Below are 16037 nucleotides of genomic sequence, written 5' to 3'. Positions count from 1 at the left end.
TGCTGAGTTTCTCATTTTCTCTACTATTCATTTCGCTAATGCCAGTCTGAACTGCCCCTTTTTAGGGTTTAATATACTCGTTGCTGACCAGTAAATCAGCTATGACCTCAGTGGGAATGACGAACTCCTGAATTCCCATAAACCCAGGACCCACTTCGTACTTGTCGAAAGAAATCACCAGTTTGTAATCGGAGTTAATATAGAAGCTTTGCTCCGGGTTAATCTGGGTATAGGGCTCAAAATAGTTTTCTTCGCCCTTATTCTCATCCGTAACAACCCAGTACATTAAATTAGAGTCAGCTTTCATCTTCGCTTTCATCTCATTCACGATATAATCACTGATCACTTTAACATAACTGTCATCTTTAAATAAGCTGGGCAGGGTAATCAGGACCTGATCCACCTTGTCAATGGTGTCATACTTAAAAACGGTAGAGGAGGACCCTACAGTGTTGACCACATAACGCCCAATGGCTAATAGACGCTCATTATCCGTCTTGATTTCATAACCGCTGTCAACCCCCAGATGTCCATCGCCCAGAGCTTTCATTTCTTCTACATCAGCCATAAAGTCCTCATAGAGTTTTTTGTTTTCCTCTAAATACTTCTGGTTTAAAGCCTGGCCCAGTCCGCTTTCCTCCAGTCCGCTAATGACGGGGACTTCGATATTAGCTTGGTGCCACCCATCATCAAACTGATAATCCCTAAAAGTAAGAACTTGGACTATAGTTTTCATTCCAGGCACATCGGCTATGACACTGGCCATGGTGGGACTTACGTTAATTCCTCCTATCAAAACCATAACGGCGGCGGCGGCCGTTGCGACAATCTTACGACCCATAATCAATCGACTCCTTTGCTGTTTTTTCTTACCGTCCTCTATCGCTTTCTGAACGACCTGTTCCAACTCCTTGGGGACCGGTGTATTGTGATACTCATCCTTTAATTGGGATAGCTGCTTATCATCCATGTTTGATCTCCTCCATAGGTTCTTCCATTTGCACGCGAAGTTTTTTGAGGGTAGCATAAAGACGGGACTTTGTGGTGTTCACATTTTCCTTTAACACTAAAGCTACTTCCTCAATTTTGAGATCTTCATAATACCGAAGAATGATGCGGCCGCGCTCAGCTGGAGATAATTTCTCCAGGGCGGAGGCTAAATCCAGATCAGAACCTTCCTCACATCCGGCAGCAGGTTCATCGATATATGTACTGATGGTTTCGGAATCCACTACAACCAAGCGCTTCTGCTTACGCAGGAAATCGAGAGCTGTATTGACGACAATGCGATACACCCAGGACTTCATACTATGAGAATCCTTTAAGGTGTTCACTGAGGAAATAGCTTTTATGATTGATTCCTGGACTACATCCAAAGCGTCCTCCGGATGTTTAACATAACTGTAGGCAAGCCTATAAATAGATTCTTGATTCGCTATTAGATAGCTCTCAATTTCCCTTGTTAGCTCTTTCTTATCAAACATACCTGACTCCTTTTGAAGTGCACTTCATCCATGAGAAGGTCCTTTTCTCTTTCTACTATAAAGACGCTGATGAAGTAATAAAAGTTTTAATAGAACGTGACGTTTTCCTCTCTATTCTCGTTTAAGTTATTGAGGAGCATTCCTGTAGTAGTCAAAAATGAGCTTTGTCAAAAAGAAGACCTCACGTTACAATTTGAAAGGACTGTTGGCCAACAGAATCCAATCAAAATAACGGAGGTCATCCCCAATGAATTTTACACAAAACGAGAAACTAAAGCAACTATCCGAAAGAAGTATTGTGATCGGAGTGGACATCGCCAGCGAGCTTCATTACGCCAGGGCTTTCGACTGGCGAGGAGTCGAGCTAGGCAAGGTATTCAAGTTTGAAAACAGTGCTGAAGGATTCAAGGATTTCTACGCATGGATTGAACATTTAAAAAGGCAAGCACAAAAGGACTGTACAGTGGTAGGCGCAGAGCCAACCGGTCATTACTGGTTTGGCCTGGCATCCTACCTAAAAGAGCAAAGCATTAAGCTGGTCCTCGTCAACCCATTCCATGTAAAGCGTAGTAAGGAGCTTGATGACAACCACCCCAGCAAAACGGATGCAAAGGACCCCAAAACCATCGCTAAGCTGGTCATCGAGGGGAGATACAATGAGTCCTATATCCCGGAGGGGATCTATGCAGAACTGCGAATAGCAATGGCCTGCAGGATGCGCATCCAAAAGGAAATGAACAGTATAAAAAATCGTGTTCAACGGTGGCTGAAAATCTACTTTCCCGAGCATGAAACGGTGTTTGGAAAGTTTGATGCCACGAGTAGCATGCTGGTATTGCAAGTTGCCCCGCTACCTAGGGATGTTGAAAGACTTGGAGCAGAAGGAATCAACCGAATTTGGAGAGACAACAAATTGAGAGCAGTGGGAATGAAAAGGGCTAAGAGCCTGTATGAAGCTGCTCAGAAGAGCATTGGTTGCACCGAAGGAGAGTCTTGTTCCCGAATGGAAATCCAGCTATTACTGCAAGACTATCATACTAAAACAGCACAATATGAGGCAGTCACTGAAACCATCGATGGGTTGTGCCGTCAGATACCCGAAGTAGCCAAGTTGCTTGAAATTAAAGGTGTTGGCCTCGTTACCGTGGCAGGTTTTCTCTCCGAAGTTGGAGATATTAGACGCTTTAATTCTCCAAAGCAAATTCAAAAGCTAGCGGGCCTAGCCTTGCGAGAAAGTAGCTCGGGCAAGCACAAGGGACAGACCACCATCAGTAAGCGAGGTCGAGCGCGGTTGAGGGCGATTCTATTTCAAGCAGTGATGCCGCTCGTCGCCAAAAACGCAGAGTTTGCAGAGATACACACCTACTATACGACAAGGCCCAAGAATCCACTGAAGAAGAAGCAATCGTTAATAGCCTTAAGCTGTAAACTGATTCGGGTGTTCTATGCCCTATTAACAAAGGGTATAGACTATGACCCGAAAAAGCTGATTCAAGATATTCATCGTCCAGTTGAGTATTTAGCAGCGTAACAGAATAGCAGAGAAACCATAAAAAGTAAACGGTCTGTGGGTAAAGCGTCACCACAGAAGCGAGTCATCCAGGTAACCTAACAAGACACAAGAGCTGGTAGTCAGTCGAATAAATCACCATTAGAGCAATGACTCGGTTGAGGAGCATAACTGACACCCAATCATGGATAGGTGGAACGAAGGAATTTAGGGCAGGTTTTAACCTTGACCCTGTTAGACATGGGAGGTTTACCACCGTGAGAATAATGGGTTTACAACGGCCAACATATGCTAAAAAAGCAGACGTTTGCTTTGCTATACCCAAATTCTCTGAATTAGGCATTCTATGCGAATTCTATCCGTGGTGAGCTAGTTTGTTTGGTAAGGAATTCTATGAAAAAGCGAGATATTCAAAGAAAATCAAAAAATATTATAGGGAGGTGAACCTGTGGAATCCAAAACCGGCCCCCCGCCCTCCACTATGGAGAGCTGGTATCGAGAAACTGTAACAAAGCTATATCGTTTTATTTACTCCCAACTCCAAAGTAAAGAGGAAACTGAAGACATTACCCAAGAAACCTATCTACGCTGTCTTAAGCAAGATTCAGGCAACCTCCCGCCTTATGCCTATCTCAAGCAAATTGCCCGGAATCTTATGACCGATCGTTATCGTCATAAATTAGTAGCCCAAAACCATCTTGAACATCTCCCGGAGCCCGAGTATCCCTCTCCCGAAGAAGAATGGCTGAACCGTTCCACCCTACATGAACTGATGAATCAGCTTCCCTCTGATTATCGTCAGATTTTGGAGTACCGCATTATTCAGGGCTATTCCCGCAAAGAAACCGCCACACTTATGGGACGCAGTGAAAGCTCCATCCGCGGGCTGCAGTATAGAGCCTTGCAGACCCTACGCTCTTACATCCATAGTTATCAACAGAAAGGAGGAGACTTGTGATGAGTAGCGATCATCCTAAGGACCATCCCTCACCTGAAGAGCTCCTTGATCACTATATTGACGCTTTAAATGGAAATAGCTCTCCTGAGGATTATGATATCACAGAAGAGGATAAGGAGCTCCAATCACTCGCCAAAAGGGTTAAGGCTTTTGATTCAGAACCCAGTCAAGAATTCATGGCAAGCCTCTGGCAAAAGCTTGAGCCCATGGCCAGTGACTCAAAAAGCATTTCAAAATCTAACTACCGTACTCTGAGATTCATCCCTTGGGCAGGCCTTGTAGCAAGCATCCTTGTCTTCCTGATCCTCTTCTCTCCCTGGTCCGGTTCCAATCAAACTATCGTCATGGCTATGGAAGAATCTGTGAAGCAGCTGCAAAATTATCATGGCGTCCTTGAAAAGGTCAGTACCAATGAAGCCGGTGAGCGCCAAGTCCTAACCCGCACGGAGATCTGGTCCGACGGTGAAAAATACGCCACAAAAACTCAGAATGGGCTTTTTACTGTGAACAATGGAGAAATCCGTTGGAGCACAAACCCCGCAGCCAAAGAAATCTCCCTCCTCCCCATTTACCTGGATCCTCACGACTTTGATCTCCAAAAAGAAGCCGCCAAAGCTTTACGCTATCCTCACCAAATCATTGGGGAAGACACCATCACAGGACATGCTGCCACCCATATTGAAATCCAACCTCCCGGCGGTCTTCCTTACTCCCTATGGATTGACCAGGAAACCCATCTACCCATACAGCTTCAAACAGCAATGCAAAAGTCCCTGCAAACCACCTACACCTATGTCAGCCTTGAAACTAACACTACCCTAACAGATGACATCTTTGCCTATAATCCTCCCCAGGATTATAAGGTCATTGACAAGAACCCGGATAAAGCTGTGGCATCCTTAGAGGAAGCCCTCAAAGTCAGCGGAATGACCTCTGCCCAGCTTTCGGAGACTCCCCAACGAATTTTTGCTTCAGCAAACCGTGTGGTTTTTGATTTTGGCGATACCATAGTAGTTCAAGCCAAAGCCACTACACCCTTCGTTCCCAATCTCCTCGCTATCCTGGGGAAAGCAGAGGGCGGGCCTCTCGAAATCTTACCCAATAGCCTGCGCTGGCAGCATGATGGTCGGGAAATCTTTGTTCAAGGAGAACGTGTGGAAGAATTGGCGAAGCAACTCTCCACCAACCTTAACTTTACCCCACAAGTCAGAGCAACGCCCCCACAGAATATGATTCCCGTAGAGGTTAATATGGAAGTGGTAAAAAACAGTCAACAGCAAGTGGATGCCGGGAGTAGTCCTTGGCAGCTCGATCCCACCCAAGTAGCTTTTACCTTCGTCGCTCTGAAGATCTCCCCGGAAGGGATTACCGGCGAGCCGCCCTTAAACACCAATGCTCTCCAGCTGACTGATAATGATGGCAAAAAAGCCGTCATTCAAGTATCCGATAGTCCGGTGAAAACCGTATATCTGGAACGCTTAATACGTCAGGATGAGACAGGTATCTGGACCGTCACAGGCTATGTCCCGCGCTGATTGGGCGCTGGAGCTGCAGTCTATAAAAACGCTTAAAGGGAGCAAGCTTTTTGCATACAGGCAAGGCTTGCTCCCTTTTTGAATTGTTATAATCTACCCTTTTAAAGCCGGATAATTTTTATAAAGCTGCTCAATTTCGGCGTTGATACCTTGTACATCCACTGAGTCTATTTGTCGGTCAGCTAAAGCATACTTCTCTTTCAACTTTAAGACACGGTAAACACTTTCATCTATCCGGTCCGATGGAATTTTACCCGTCTCCGCAGCATTAAGGATCTCCTTAAGTACAGCCTCTTCCTTAGCGAAATCATGGCAGACCAGTACAATATCGCTGCCTGCCAGGATGGATTTCACCGCGGCCTCACCGATACTATAATTCTCCACAATAGCCCCCATGGTCATATCATCCGTAATGACGACCCCGTCATAGCTCATCTCTTTACGAAGGATATCACTGATGAGAGCTTCCGAAAAGGATGCCGGGTAATCCGGATCAATCTTCGGCAGCAAGATGTGGGCCAGCATGATGGCATCCACATCATTGGCAATGGCTTCTGCGAAAGGAACAAGTTCAAAGTTCCTTAATCGTTCCAAATCGTAATCAACTCTGGGTAATCCCACATGGGAATCCACTGAAGTATCCCCATGACCCGGAAAATGTTTAACTACAGAGATAATACCTTGATCCTGAATTCCTCCCATGGCTTGTATTCCCACTTTACTGACAAGCTCGGGGGTATTCCCAAATGCACGATCACCGATAACCGTGTTCTTTGGATTACTGAAAATATCGAGAACTGGGGCGAAATTCATATTCATCCCAAATTCTTTGACTTCCCTGCCCAGGATTTCTCCCATTCTTTTCCCTAAAGCCCCATTATTCTGTGCTCCAACCCGCAGACTGGAAGGCATCTTTTTAAATTCTGAAGGCATCCTGGATACCCTGCCTCCTTCTTCATCAAGAGCTAAGAATAAGGGAATCTTATTGACTCCATTCGTGTCTTTTAATGCATTGAGTAACTTTAACATCTGCTGAGTATCGTTCACATTTTTCTTTAAAAGTACAAAACCACCCACATGGTAATTCTGAATTAACTGCTGAGCATTGGCATTGATCTCATACCCGTCCACTCCCACCATTACCAGTTGTCCGACCTTCTCCTCTAAGGTCATCGCTTGGATCCGTTCCTTAAGGGGGTCAATCACAGGAGTCTCTTCTGAGGGAGCGGTCGGATTATTGCCCCCTTGTTGACCTGACATGGGAGTGTTAAAATCCTGAAGGTTTATCCTTTGGGATAAAAAGACAAATCCTAAAACCAAGACTAAACTAACTATTCCGAGTATTGCTATCGTTTTTTTGCGCATTTTACCTCTTACCTTTTCACATTATTTACGAGACCCTTAGACTCTAATCTGATCGCTGTCTCAATATATTCAAGATATTCTTAATCTTATTGTAAACCTATTCCCCTTATTCATGTAAAGTTTTTCGGTTCTTGAAAAAATAATGCCCATCACCCTGCGCTGGGATGTTGGGCATTAAGAAGGATCTACCGTTTGACTACTGTGAACCCCTGACCCTCTAATTTCTCTTCCCACTCCATCAGTAAGAGGGCAAGGTCATCGGTGTAATCGGTCTTGGTCTCATCCTTATCATATTCAAGCTGTTCAAGAACTTCAAAGGTAAAGTGTTCTTCCCCTTGCTCCTTCCATTTCTTCAGCAGCTCCCGGCAGGGAAAGAACCCGGTCTCCAGCTTAAACCGTATGCCATTGAGGGTCGCCCTCAGATTTTGAGTTCCCTCAATATAATACCAGGCCTCTTTCTTTGAGCGAATCCCTACGATCCCCATATCAGACCTCGTCTGCTTATATTGCTCTTTGAGTTCCTTTTTCCTATCCATCATTTAGTACCCCATCTCCTTAAGAATCGCTGAGAGAGCTCGCAGGCGCTCTCCTAAAAGCTCATCATCATTGCATAGAGCCTGATTAAACAGCTTTATATCTTCATTGATTTTCTCATTATCAGTGCAGACAGCCACCGTCATAGCATCACCTTGTAGACCAATTCTGTCAATTACCGGTTTTTCCAAGTCATAGAGATTATCATAACGATAGGCTTCCCGAAAGTGAAGCTTAGCCCGGCATACCAAAATTGCTAAATCAAGAATTCGATGAAGTGGAAGTTCTTCCGATTGTCTGGACCACTTTTCTCCAGTATATCTCCATACTTTAGCAGAAATATCCACTTTACCCCGATCATTCCACTGAGCTAACCCTAAGGAAAGGCCCTTGGCATCAGACTTATAGGCATAACGGCCATCCACGTTTTCATAGTTTTCGGATACGATCACCGGCTTATGCTTTAAGCTGGTTGGTATTTTCATGATTAAAACCTCCATCACCAAAATAATTTCATCATCTTCTCTACCCAAGATAGATATACTTATTTAGTAACTTAGTAATTTACTAAACTACTAAATAAGTATAGCTATCTCATTACCTTTTGTCAACAAACAAACAGACCCCGATAACTCTCAGGGTCTGCAAATGGCATTCATTCTCTTTTATGGTCACCCAACGACTCTATCACACAATCGAGACGACTTCGCACAGTTGGGTATGAGATTCCCAATTCCTTTTCAACCTCTTTTATATTTCCTCGGCATTTAAGAAAGGTTTCTACAAAAAGGAGCTGATCATCGGGCAACTTGCAAAATTTACAAGTGCGAAATTCTCCTTCGACCATTGTAGGACAATGGGTACAGGCCAGTTTGGTCACACGCATCTCATGCTTACAAATCGGACATTGATGAGGAATCTTATAATCCACCTTTGTCACCTCAATTTTTTATCACAGCTACTTTTCCGAACCTCCTCTCTCAGTTGCTGCCTACCAATATTTTAAATAATTTTATCAAAATTGTTAAGGAAAATTATCACGAAATATAAAAAAGTTAGGACAAAACCGCTTTGTCCTAACTTAGACGATTGCTAAAGCTTCAGCATAGCCTTGAGCCTCTTTACTTCAGTTAAAATAGCATAATACTCCTTATCAAGATCTTCAACCTTATCTTTTTTAGTAGGCATGGAAATTCTGCCTACCACTTCCGTCAAGCGGTTCTGCAAGACAAAAATTTCTTTCTCAATCTCTTCTTTTGCCCTGTCAACCCCTTTGTTTTTCTGTGCCAAATACTCTTCATAACTCCCCTTGAAGGTTTTGATACTATGATTCTCGATGGTCATGATATGATTCGCCACTGAGCTGATAAAGCGACGATCATGGGAAACAAAAAGCAATGAGCGCTCATAGTTTTGCAGGACATCCTCAATAACCTCCATGGAATTGATGTCAAGATAATTGGTCGGTTCGTCGAGGATTAATAGATTAAAGTCTTGACAGAGAATCTTGGCAAAGGAAGCTTTTACTCGCTCACCCCCGCTCAACACATTTACTTTCTTATACACTGCATCTCCTTTAAAAAGCAGCCGGGCCAATAACCTTCTTACAAAACTCTCCTCATGGATGCTTTCTTCCATCACATTGCCCAGGATACTGGCATCTTCATCCAATATACTTAAGTCCTGACTAAAGTAGCCGATTCGGGCACTGGGAGCAACTCTTATGGAATCATCCCGGTTGATGATCATTTTAAGCAAGGTGCTCTTTCCGCATCCATTAGGCCCAATCAAAGCTACCCTTGCCTCGTTTTCAATACGGAACTCCGCATTTTGAAAGATTATTTTACCTGCAAAGGCTTTGTTGAGCTTCTTACCTTCGATAATCACTTTACTATGAAGTTTCTGAGCATCAGCAATATCCAGCTTGATCTTCTCGATTTGCTTAGGTTTTTCCTTAACCTCCAGTTGCTCGATTCTTGTCTCCACACTTTTTTGTGCCCGGTCAAGATTAGCTTTAGCTTTTTGATTCCCCATCTTATGAAGCCTGGCCTCAGAATTCCCCATCCTACGGGGTGTCTTCCGAATCGACTTTGATTTTTCGCTGGTCTCGATCACAACCCTCTCCAGCCGCTTTTTTTCTGAAACGTATTGCTCATATTCAAACTGGGCCCTTTCTCTTTCCCGAGCCTTCTGCTCACTATAGCTGCTGTAATTGCCCGGATAAACTTTAATCCGGCCATCCTCCAATTCCAGAATCTTATTGCATAAACCATCAAGGAGGGTACGGTCATGAGAAATGAGGAATAATCCGCCGGAATACTCTGCAAAATAATGCTCAATCAGCTCGATTCCCTCCATATCCATATTGCTGGTGGGCTCATCGGCAAAGATCATCGCACTGTTTTGGCTTAAGCAATCCGCCAGCTTAAAGCGGGTCTTTTCGCCACCGCTCATACTCTCGCTATAGGTCATGGGAATTTTGAATTTCGACGCCATTTCTTGACTGATCATTTCATGCTCAGGTGGTTCCATCTGGGAAACCGTTGAGGATTGACCATTGACTTTCACCCACCCCTCATCAGGTGGAAGTTTTTGACTGAGAAGGTTTAGCAAGGTGGTTTTACCCACTCCATTAATACCAACGATTCCGATTCTATCTTCAGAATAAAGGCTTAATTTTTTGATATCAATAATCAAACGGTCTCCGAAATATTTTTTTACATTGCTGCATTCAACTAATAAAATAAAAAACCCCTCCTATTCTTACCGGAGAGGATAGTGTCATTTCGATTACAACGCAATAGACTATAATTCTACCTATGTCTCAAAACCCTTTTTCGGTCATAGGACACTTTAGAATGTACAGTAAGGCGCAGTTGTATGAAAAGCTATCCACAGAGAATAATCACTATCCACTCACAGGCAAAAATGCATACATTTCAAAGCCGTTACCACGACTTTTCTCAAAAGCATATTTTCCTTGCAAAGTGAATTAGTTGCGCATTTTCTGCAGATACCTTACCTTTCATTAAAATAAGCCAAGAGCAGGCTTTTCTACCTCATTATATAAGTCTTTATCTCCCGCTGTCAACCGGGCACATTCCCAGTGGGAAATCAAACTATTGAATATCATCCAAAATATGTTATATTAATAGCAAGGTGGTGATCGAGTGGATCAGGAGATACGCGAAATTCTCAATAAGCTACTGCACGGTCAAACAACAATGAGTGAAAATATCGATTCGCTTCAGAGGGATGTCAGTTCTATGAAGGGTGATATCTCGGCCCTACAGAAGGATGTCGGTTCCATGAAAGGCGATATCTCGGCCCTGCAAAAAGATGTCGGTTCCGTGAAGGGCGATATCTCGTCCCTTCAAAAAGATGTCAGTTCCGTGAAGGGCGATATCTCGGCCCTTCAAAAAGATGTCAGTTCCGTGAAGGGCGATATCTCGGCCCTGCAAAAAGACGTCGGTTCCGTGAAGGGCGATATCTCGGCCCTGCAAAAAGACGTCGGTTCCATGAAGAGCGATATCCCTTCCCTGCAAAAAGATGTCGGTAACTTACAATCTCTGGTGGCGAAAAATACGCTTTTATTGGAAAGCACTCGGAAAGATATCCAAATCATTGCTGATGTTCAAAAAAGCCATTATGAGCAAAATCAACGAGAGCATCAGGAAATGCTCACAATCATAAATAGTAAAACAAATATCATTGAATTAGCGGTTAAATCCATGTCCACCACTCTAGGTGAAATTCAGGAAGATAGTCAATCCTTAGACGAAATAATCGGACGACATGCCCGATCCATAGAAACCATGAAAAGGAAATTAGCAAAGACACTCTAAGCGAGTGTCTTTTGCATTTCTTAACGTAGTTATTCGATCATCTTTACTTCTTCATCCCGGTATAAATAAAGACTGCATCTCTAAGGAATTCCGCGGCTCCCGGTTGTTTCTCATCATAATAGGCTGTAAATCTCGGATCATCCACATACATCTGAGCCAGCCCCGCATGAGCCTCCTTAGTGTAGCTGGGCCAGGAGTAAGTGAGCCACTGACGATGAAGATCAGCTGTTTTTTGAGCCAGCTCCCCGGCAGGATCCCCGGTCTTGAAGGCCTCATAAAGAGTTGCCAGCACATCTTCACCAAGCTTGGTCAGCTCATCATATTGCTCCTTGGTCATGTTCATAAGCTTCCGGTTGGATTTCTCAACGGTCTCTTCACCGTACTTTTCCCGAATTTCCTCACCATATTTGGCTTCATTCTCTTCAATCAACTTACGTTTAAATCCTTCAAATTTTTCTTTGTCGGACATAGTGATTCTCCCTTCTTTTTGAGCAATGGTCTTCTCGACATTTTCAATGAGTTGCTCCAATTGCTCTCTTTTTTCCAGAAGCTTCTCACGATGTTCCCACAGTGCCTTTGTCCCATCAAAATCAGGAGAGGTAATTATATCTTTAATTCCTTCCAAGCTCATCCCCAACTCCCTATAAAATAAAATCTGTTGCAGGCGGTCTACTTCCTGTTGCCCATAGATTCGATACCCTGAAGAAGAGATTCTAGCCGGCTTAAGAATCCCGATCTCATCATAGTATCTGAGGGTTCGCGGGCTGACTCCTGCCAAATGAGCCAATCTTTGCACTGTGTATTCCATGTGATCACCTCCTGACGAGATTAAGAATACACCTTAACGCAACGTCAATGTAAAGGGGGAAAATGAAAAAGTTTTTTAGAAATTTTAATGATAATGATTAGGTTAACATTCCAAGCAATTGCTCAAAGCTATCAATAACTTCAGTATAATTTTCCACACGACCAAAGCCATAACTTGCATAAATAAACGGAATCCCAGCCACTTGAGCCGCCTTGGCATCTCCTAGAGTATCCCCTACATAGACTGTATTCTTCAGCTTATTACGCCTCATAATAAGCTGAATGTTCTCGCCCTTGGTCAGACCCGTTCTGCCTGGATTTTCATAATCCACAAAATACTTCTCCAGCCGATGGGCGAAATAGAAGGCCTCGATATAACCCACCTGACAATTGCTTACGATAAAAAGCTTATACTTTTGGGCAAGAGTCTCCAACGTCTTCTCCACATGAGGATACAAAATTCCCCCATGCTTTTTTAAATACTCGCATTCGATCTCACCGCCCCGATCCATGATTCTATTCCGAACCTCCTCTGAAAAGGAAGGAAAAAGCTTTTTTCCAATCTCGGGAATCTGAAGTCCCATAACACTTTTGATTTGGTCTATCGATATTTCATCTGTTTGCAGTCCCTGTTCCTGGTCAAATTCCTTTAAGGCTTTATTCCAGGACACCCGTACCGGTTCTGTGGCATCCCATAAAGTCCCATCCAGATCAAAAATTATACCCTCAATATCCCGCAATTTATCCATAATAAACACTCTTCCTTGCCAATCATTAGGCGCTAAGCACCTGACGGATATCTTTCATAAAAGAAGCCACCGCCTCCTCCCGTGTCGCCCAGGATGTCACCAAGCGGATCGCCGTGTGTCCCTCATCGACTTTGCCCCAAATTTCAAAACGGTATCTGCTCTTCAGCTCTTCCACCACTTCGTTGGCGAAAATGGGAAAGATCTGATTGGAATGGGATTCCGAAAGAAAAGGAACCCCTGCTTCTTTTAATCCATCCCGCAGCTTATAGGCCATGGTATTGGCGTGGATTGCCAAATCAAAAAAGAGATTATCCCGAAAAAGCTCCAAAAACTGAATTCCCAGAACCCTCCCTTTAGCTAAAAGGGCCCCCTTTTGCTTCATATGGTAGCGAAAATCCTGCTTTAATTCCTCATTGCACAGCACCAAAGCTTCGCCCAGTAGTGCCCCGTTTTTTGTCCCGCCGATATAAAAGGCATCCAGTAGATCGGGCAATTCAGATAAAGTCAAATCATTTCCTTCCGAACACAAAGCGGAACCGAGTCTTGCCCCATCCATAAAGAGATAGAGTTTTTTCTCCCGGCAAAATTCACTGAGCAGTCGCAGTTCTTCTTTACTGTAGGCCGTTCCTACTTCCGTCGCATTGGAGATATAGACCAGCCGGGGCTTCACCATATGTTCATCGGTATGAGCATTCAGAATTTCTTCGACGTGAGCAGGGGTTAACTTGCCATCCTTCACCTCGGCTGTCAGAACCTTATGACCGGTGGCCTCGATGGCTCCCGTCTCATGGACAAAAATATGGCCGGTATGGGCTGCGATAGCAGCCTCATGAGGTCTTAAAAAAGCAGAAATAGCGATCAGGTTGGTTTGAGTACCTCCAGCCAGAAAGTGAATATCTACGGAATCATTTTCAAGTTTTTTATGGAGAACCTCTGCTGCCGCTTGGGAATAGCTGTCTTCACCATACCCATTCTCCTGAACATAGTTCGATTTCAGCAAAGCCTCCAGAATTTGCGGATGAGCGCCTTCGCTATAGTCGTTTTTAAAACTGATCATGACTTTTCCTCCATTGCTTTCCTAAATAATTGCACTTCTTAAACTAATTAGCCCTGCTATTTATTACCTAGAACAATCCGGGTACAGCTGCAACCAAACACTCCGGATTATCGAATTTTGGGGAGTTGACGCGGCTTGTCACCTCATAAACAGACATCTGTTCAGCCGGATAAGGGGTAAGAAGGCTTTTTAAGAGCTGGCTGTCCGTGACATTAGGATCTAACCAGATGGATTCAGCTTCTCTGGATAAAATCACAGGCATCCGATCATGTAAAGGCAGTATCAGCTCATTAGCCACGGTGGTGATAATGGTACAGGAGTGAATCACTTCCCCAGCCGGGGATGTCCAGGTGTCCCATAAGCCGGCCAAGCCAAAGAGTTCATTATTCTTTAAGGTAATCCGATAAGGATACTTACGGCCTCCCTCTTTCCTCCACTCATAAAATCCATCCGCCACAACCAGACAACGCCTCCGTGGCAGACTGTATTTAAAGCTTGGCTTCTCATCCACCGTCTCTCCCCGGGCATTGATCAATTGATTGCCTATACTTATATCCTTTGCCCAGTAGGGGATAAGACCCCACCTGTACATAGCCAAACGATTCGAGCCATCATTAATGATGACCGGAATGTCTTGTGACGGTGCCATATTATAGCGTGGTGTTAGGTCGACTTCAGAAACTTGAAAGCGTACTAGAATATCCATAGGATTAGAGAGAATCAGACGTCCGCACATGGTTCCGTCCTCCTTTAACTCATTCCTACAACTATTCTACTGGATAATAGTCATGAGTAAAAGGAGCAATTTGCTTCAGTTAATGACCAGGGGATACCCGGCACCCTCTAATCGCTGGATAATGCGCTTTTGGTGTTCAATACTTTGGGTTTCGAGAAGCATATGGACACGAGCTGAGCGCAGGGGAACGGATAAATCATAGCGAGAATGTTCGATGTTAATGATATTGGCCCGCTCTTGGGATATAAGATCGATAACCTTTTCTAAGTTGCCGGGTTGATCCGGCAGAAGAAGCTGACAAGCCATGGTACGTCCGGAGCGCCTAAGCCCCCGCTCGATAATCTGAGCAAGGAAATTCACATCAATATTCCCCCCGCTGAGGATGAGGACAGTTTTCTGACTTTTAAGGTTGATCTTGCCTTGAAGTGCAGCTGCTACCGCAACTGCGCCTGCCCCTTCAGCAAGGGTCTTGGTCCGTTCCATTAACAATAAAATAGCTTGACTAATCTCTTCTTCCTCAACGGTCACCATCTCATCCACATAATCTCGGACCGTTGCGAAGGTTAGATCCCCTGCCCTTTTCACAGCAATTCCATCAGCCAAGGTATTGGCTTGTGCTAAGGGCTCGGGCTTACCAATGTTCAGAGCATAAGCCATGCTTGCCGCTCCGGCCGCTTGAACACCGATAATGCGTACAGAAGGCTTAAGCGATTTCAAAGCTACAGCAATCCCCGCGATCAGCCCTCCTCCCCCGATGGGAACAAGGACTGTATCCACCTCAGGCAGTTCTTCAAAAACTTCCAAGCCGATGGTACCTTGCCCGGCCATAACTTCTAGGTCGTCAAAGGCATGGATGAACGTTGCCCCTGTTTCCTTTTGGATTTCCACAGCCTTCTGATAAGCATCATCGAAAACCGCCCCAGAGAGAATGACCTGGGCTCCGTATCCTTCCGTAGCGGATACTTTAGCCAAGGGTGCATTTTCCGGCATGACAATCGTCGAGGGAATCCCGATACGGGCAGCCGCCATGGCTACCCCTTGGGCATGATTACCGGCGGAAGCGGCTAGGACTCCTTTTTTCTTCTCCTCTTCCGAAAGCTTAAGCGCCTTATTCATAGCACCTCGAACCTTGAAGGAACCGGTCTTTTGCAGATTCTCCAGCTTAAGGTATATCTCCGTTCCTGCAAGGGCGCTTAAATTACTTGAATGATCCAGAAGTGTCCGATGAATATAGGGGTGGATTGCTTTTTGAGCTTCTTGAATCTGTTTTAAAGTCAGTAGTGTCGACATGATCAACGCTCCTTAGTTCATACAGTATGTAAAAAACTTTCAGGCTAATTATGGCATAAAAAGTATGGCTTATAAAGTTCCCAGAACAAGTCTTCATTACCTTCCTTTAAAACTTAGTATATACAGAAAAAGCCTGCCTCACCCGTTATGAAATGACGTTCAGTACC

General features: G+C 44.3%; 16 protein-coding genes. 4 read left to right on the top strand and 12 right to left on the bottom strand.

The genetic code is table 11. The annotated features are described in order from the left end of the window. Positions 1–61: 61 nt before the first annotated feature. On the bottom strand, positions 62–970 hold the full coding sequence (rsiV, locus tag DESDE_RS04890) for an anti-sigma-V factor RsiV (protein WP_014792927.1): 909 nt from the start codon (positions 968–970) through the stop codon (positions 62–64). Then, positions 963–1484: an RNA polymerase sigma factor SigV gene (sigV, locus tag DESDE_RS04885; protein WP_014792926.1), complete on the bottom strand. Its 522-nt coding sequence runs from the start codon at positions 1482–1484 to the stop codon at positions 963–965. The genes rsiV and sigV overlap by 8 nt, the downstream gene beginning before the upstream one ends. Positions 1485–1731: 247 nt before the next feature. On the opposite strand from sigV, the gene DESDE_RS04880 reads away from it, so the two are divergent. From DESDE_RS04880 to DESDE_RS04870, 3 genes are all read left to right on the top strand, one after another. Continuing rightward, positions 1732–3015 (top strand): IS110 family RNA-guided transposase, encoded by a 1284-nt coding sequence (locus tag DESDE_RS04880; RefSeq protein WP_014792925.1) that lies wholly within the window; start codon positions 1732–1734, stop codon positions 3013–3015. Between the two features lie 427 nt (positions 3016–3442). Further along, positions 3443–3952, top strand: coding sequence for an RNA polymerase sigma factor (locus DESDE_RS04875; protein WP_014792924.1), 510 nt, complete (start codon positions 3443–3445; stop codon positions 3950–3952). Then, positions 3952–5487, top strand: a complete 1536-nt coding sequence (locus DESDE_RS04870) for a LolA family protein (protein ID WP_014792923.1) — start codon at positions 3952–3954, stop codon at positions 5485–5487. Before DESDE_RS04875 ends, DESDE_RS04870 begins: the two co-directional genes overlap by 1 nt. 93 nt (positions 5488–5580) lie before the next feature. On the opposite strand, the gene nagZ is transcribed toward DESDE_RS04870, so the two are convergent. The 5 genes from nagZ to abc-f all read right to left on the bottom strand — a co-directional run bounded on the left by nagZ (position 5581) and on the right by abc-f (position 10131). After that, a complete protein-coding gene (gene nagZ / locus DESDE_RS04865) occupies positions 5581–6852 on the bottom strand; it encodes a beta-N-acetylhexosaminidase (protein WP_014792922.1) in 1272 nt (423 codons plus the stop codon). Positions 6853–7037: 185 nt separating this feature from the next. Further along, positions 7038–7388, bottom strand: a complete 351-nt coding sequence (locus tag DESDE_RS04860) for a GIY-YIG nuclease family protein (protein WP_174270160.1) — start codon at positions 7386–7388, stop codon at positions 7038–7040. Positions 7389–7391: 3 nt separating this feature from the next. Next, on the bottom strand, positions 7392–7871 hold the full coding sequence (locus DESDE_RS04855) for a DUF6530 family protein (protein ID WP_014792920.1): 480 nt from the start codon (positions 7869–7871) through the stop codon (positions 7392–7394). 170 nt (positions 7872–8041) lie between these two features. Further along, a complete protein-coding gene (locus tag DESDE_RS04850; protein ID WP_014792919.1) occupies positions 8042–8317 on the bottom strand; it encodes a DUF2089 domain-containing protein in 276 nt (91 codons plus the stop codon). 161 nt (positions 8318–8478) lie between these two features. Beyond that, the gene (gene abc-f, locus DESDE_RS04845) at positions 8479–10131 is read right to left on the bottom strand and encodes a ribosomal protection-like ABC-F family protein (RefSeq protein WP_083838532.1); all 1653 of its coding nucleotides are present in this window, start codon (positions 10129–10131) and stop codon (positions 8479–8481) included. A gap of 425 nt (positions 10132–10556) precedes the next feature. Here abc-f and DESDE_RS04840 point away from each other — a divergent pair, with 425 nt between their 5' ends. Further along, positions 10557–11231, top strand: a complete 675-nt coding sequence (locus DESDE_RS04840) for a coiled-coil domain-containing protein (RefSeq protein ID WP_014792917.1) — start codon at positions 10557–10559, stop codon at positions 11229–11231. 43 nt (positions 11232–11274) lie between these two features. Here the strand turns inward: DESDE_RS04840 and DESDE_RS04835 are convergent, their stop codons facing one another. The 5 genes from DESDE_RS04835 to ilvA all read right to left on the bottom strand — a co-directional run bounded on the left by DESDE_RS04835 (position 11275) and on the right by ilvA (position 15870). After that, positions 11275–12039, bottom strand: a complete 765-nt coding sequence (locus tag DESDE_RS04835; protein ID WP_014792916.1) for a MerR family transcriptional regulator — start codon at positions 12037–12039, stop codon at positions 11275–11277. A gap of 97 nt (positions 12040–12136) precedes the next feature. Further along, the gene (locus tag DESDE_RS04830) at positions 12137–12787 is read right to left on the bottom strand and encodes an HAD family hydrolase (RefSeq protein WP_014792915.1); all 651 of its coding nucleotides are present in this window, start codon (positions 12785–12787) and stop codon (positions 12137–12139) included. 25 nt (positions 12788–12812) lie between these two features. Beyond that, entirely contained in the window at positions 12813–13844 is a 1032-nt protein-coding gene (locus DESDE_RS04825; protein WP_014792914.1) for a threonine aldolase family protein, read from the bottom strand. A gap of 67 nt (positions 13845–13911) precedes the next feature. Beyond that, a complete protein-coding gene (locus DESDE_RS04820) occupies positions 13912–14580 on the bottom strand; it encodes an SOS response-associated peptidase (protein ID WP_014792913.1) in 669 nt (222 codons plus the stop codon). Positions 14581–14655: 75 nt separating this feature from the next. Continuing rightward, the gene (ilvA, locus tag DESDE_RS04815; protein ID WP_014792912.1) at positions 14656–15870 is read right to left on the bottom strand and encodes a threonine ammonia-lyase; all 1215 of its coding nucleotides are present in this window, start codon (positions 15868–15870) and stop codon (positions 14656–14658) included. Between the last annotated feature and the right edge of the window lie 167 nt (positions 15871–16037).

Source organism: Desulfitobacterium dehalogenans ATCC 51507, assembly GCF_000243155.2.
Taxonomy (GTDB): Bacteria; Bacillota; Desulfitobacteriia; order Desulfitobacteriales; family Desulfitobacteriaceae; genus Desulfitobacterium; species Desulfitobacterium dehalogenans.
This window is presented reverse-complemented; position numbering and strand designations above follow the sequence as displayed.

What these genes read in the sequence shown, in the direction of transcription:
- sigV (WP_014792926.1), bottom strand. Translation starts at nt 1,484, where the DNA reads ATGTTTGATAAGAAAGAGCTAACAAGGGAAATTGAGAGCTATCTAATA.
- DESDE_RS04860 (WP_174270160.1), bottom strand. Translation starts at nt 7,388, where the DNA reads ATGGATAGGAAAAAGGAACTCAAAGAGCAATATAAGCAGACGAGGTCT.
- DESDE_RS04870 (WP_014792923.1), top strand. Translation starts at nt 3,952, where the DNA reads ATGAGTAGCGATCATCCTAAGGACCATCCCTCACCTGAAGAGCTCCTT.
- DESDE_RS04880 (WP_014792925.1), top strand. Translation starts at nt 1,732, where the DNA reads ATGAATTTTACACAAAACGAGAAACTAAAGCAACTATCCGAAAGAAGT.
- DESDE_RS04820 (WP_014792913.1), bottom strand. Translation starts at nt 14,580, where the DNA reads ATGTGCGGACGTCTGATTCTCTCTAATCCTATGGATATTCTAGTACGC.
- rsiV (WP_014792927.1), bottom strand. Translation starts at nt 970, where the DNA reads ATGGATGATAAGCAGCTATCCCAATTAAAGGATGAGTATCACAATACA.
- nagZ (WP_014792922.1), bottom strand. Translation starts at nt 6,852, where the DNA reads ATGCGCAAAAAAACGATAGCAATACTCGGAATAGTTAGTTTAGTCTTG.
- DESDE_RS04835 (WP_014792916.1), bottom strand. Translation starts at nt 12,039, where the DNA reads ATGGAATACACAGTGCAAAGATTGGCTCATTTGGCAGGAGTCAGCCCG.
- DESDE_RS04830 (WP_014792915.1), bottom strand. Translation starts at nt 12,787, where the DNA reads ATGGATAAATTGCGGGATATTGAGGGTATAATTTTTGATCTGGATGGG.
- DESDE_RS04825 (WP_014792914.1), bottom strand. Translation starts at nt 13,844, where the DNA reads ATGATCAGTTTTAAAAACGACTATAGCGAAGGCGCTCATCCGCAAATT.
- ilvA (WP_014792912.1), bottom strand. Translation starts at nt 15,870, where the DNA reads ATGTCGACACTACTGACTTTAAAACAGATTCAAGAAGCTCAAAAAGCA.
- DESDE_RS04855 (WP_014792920.1), bottom strand. Translation starts at nt 7,871, where the DNA reads ATGAAAATACCAACCAGCTTAAAGCATAAGCCGGTGATCGTATCCGAA.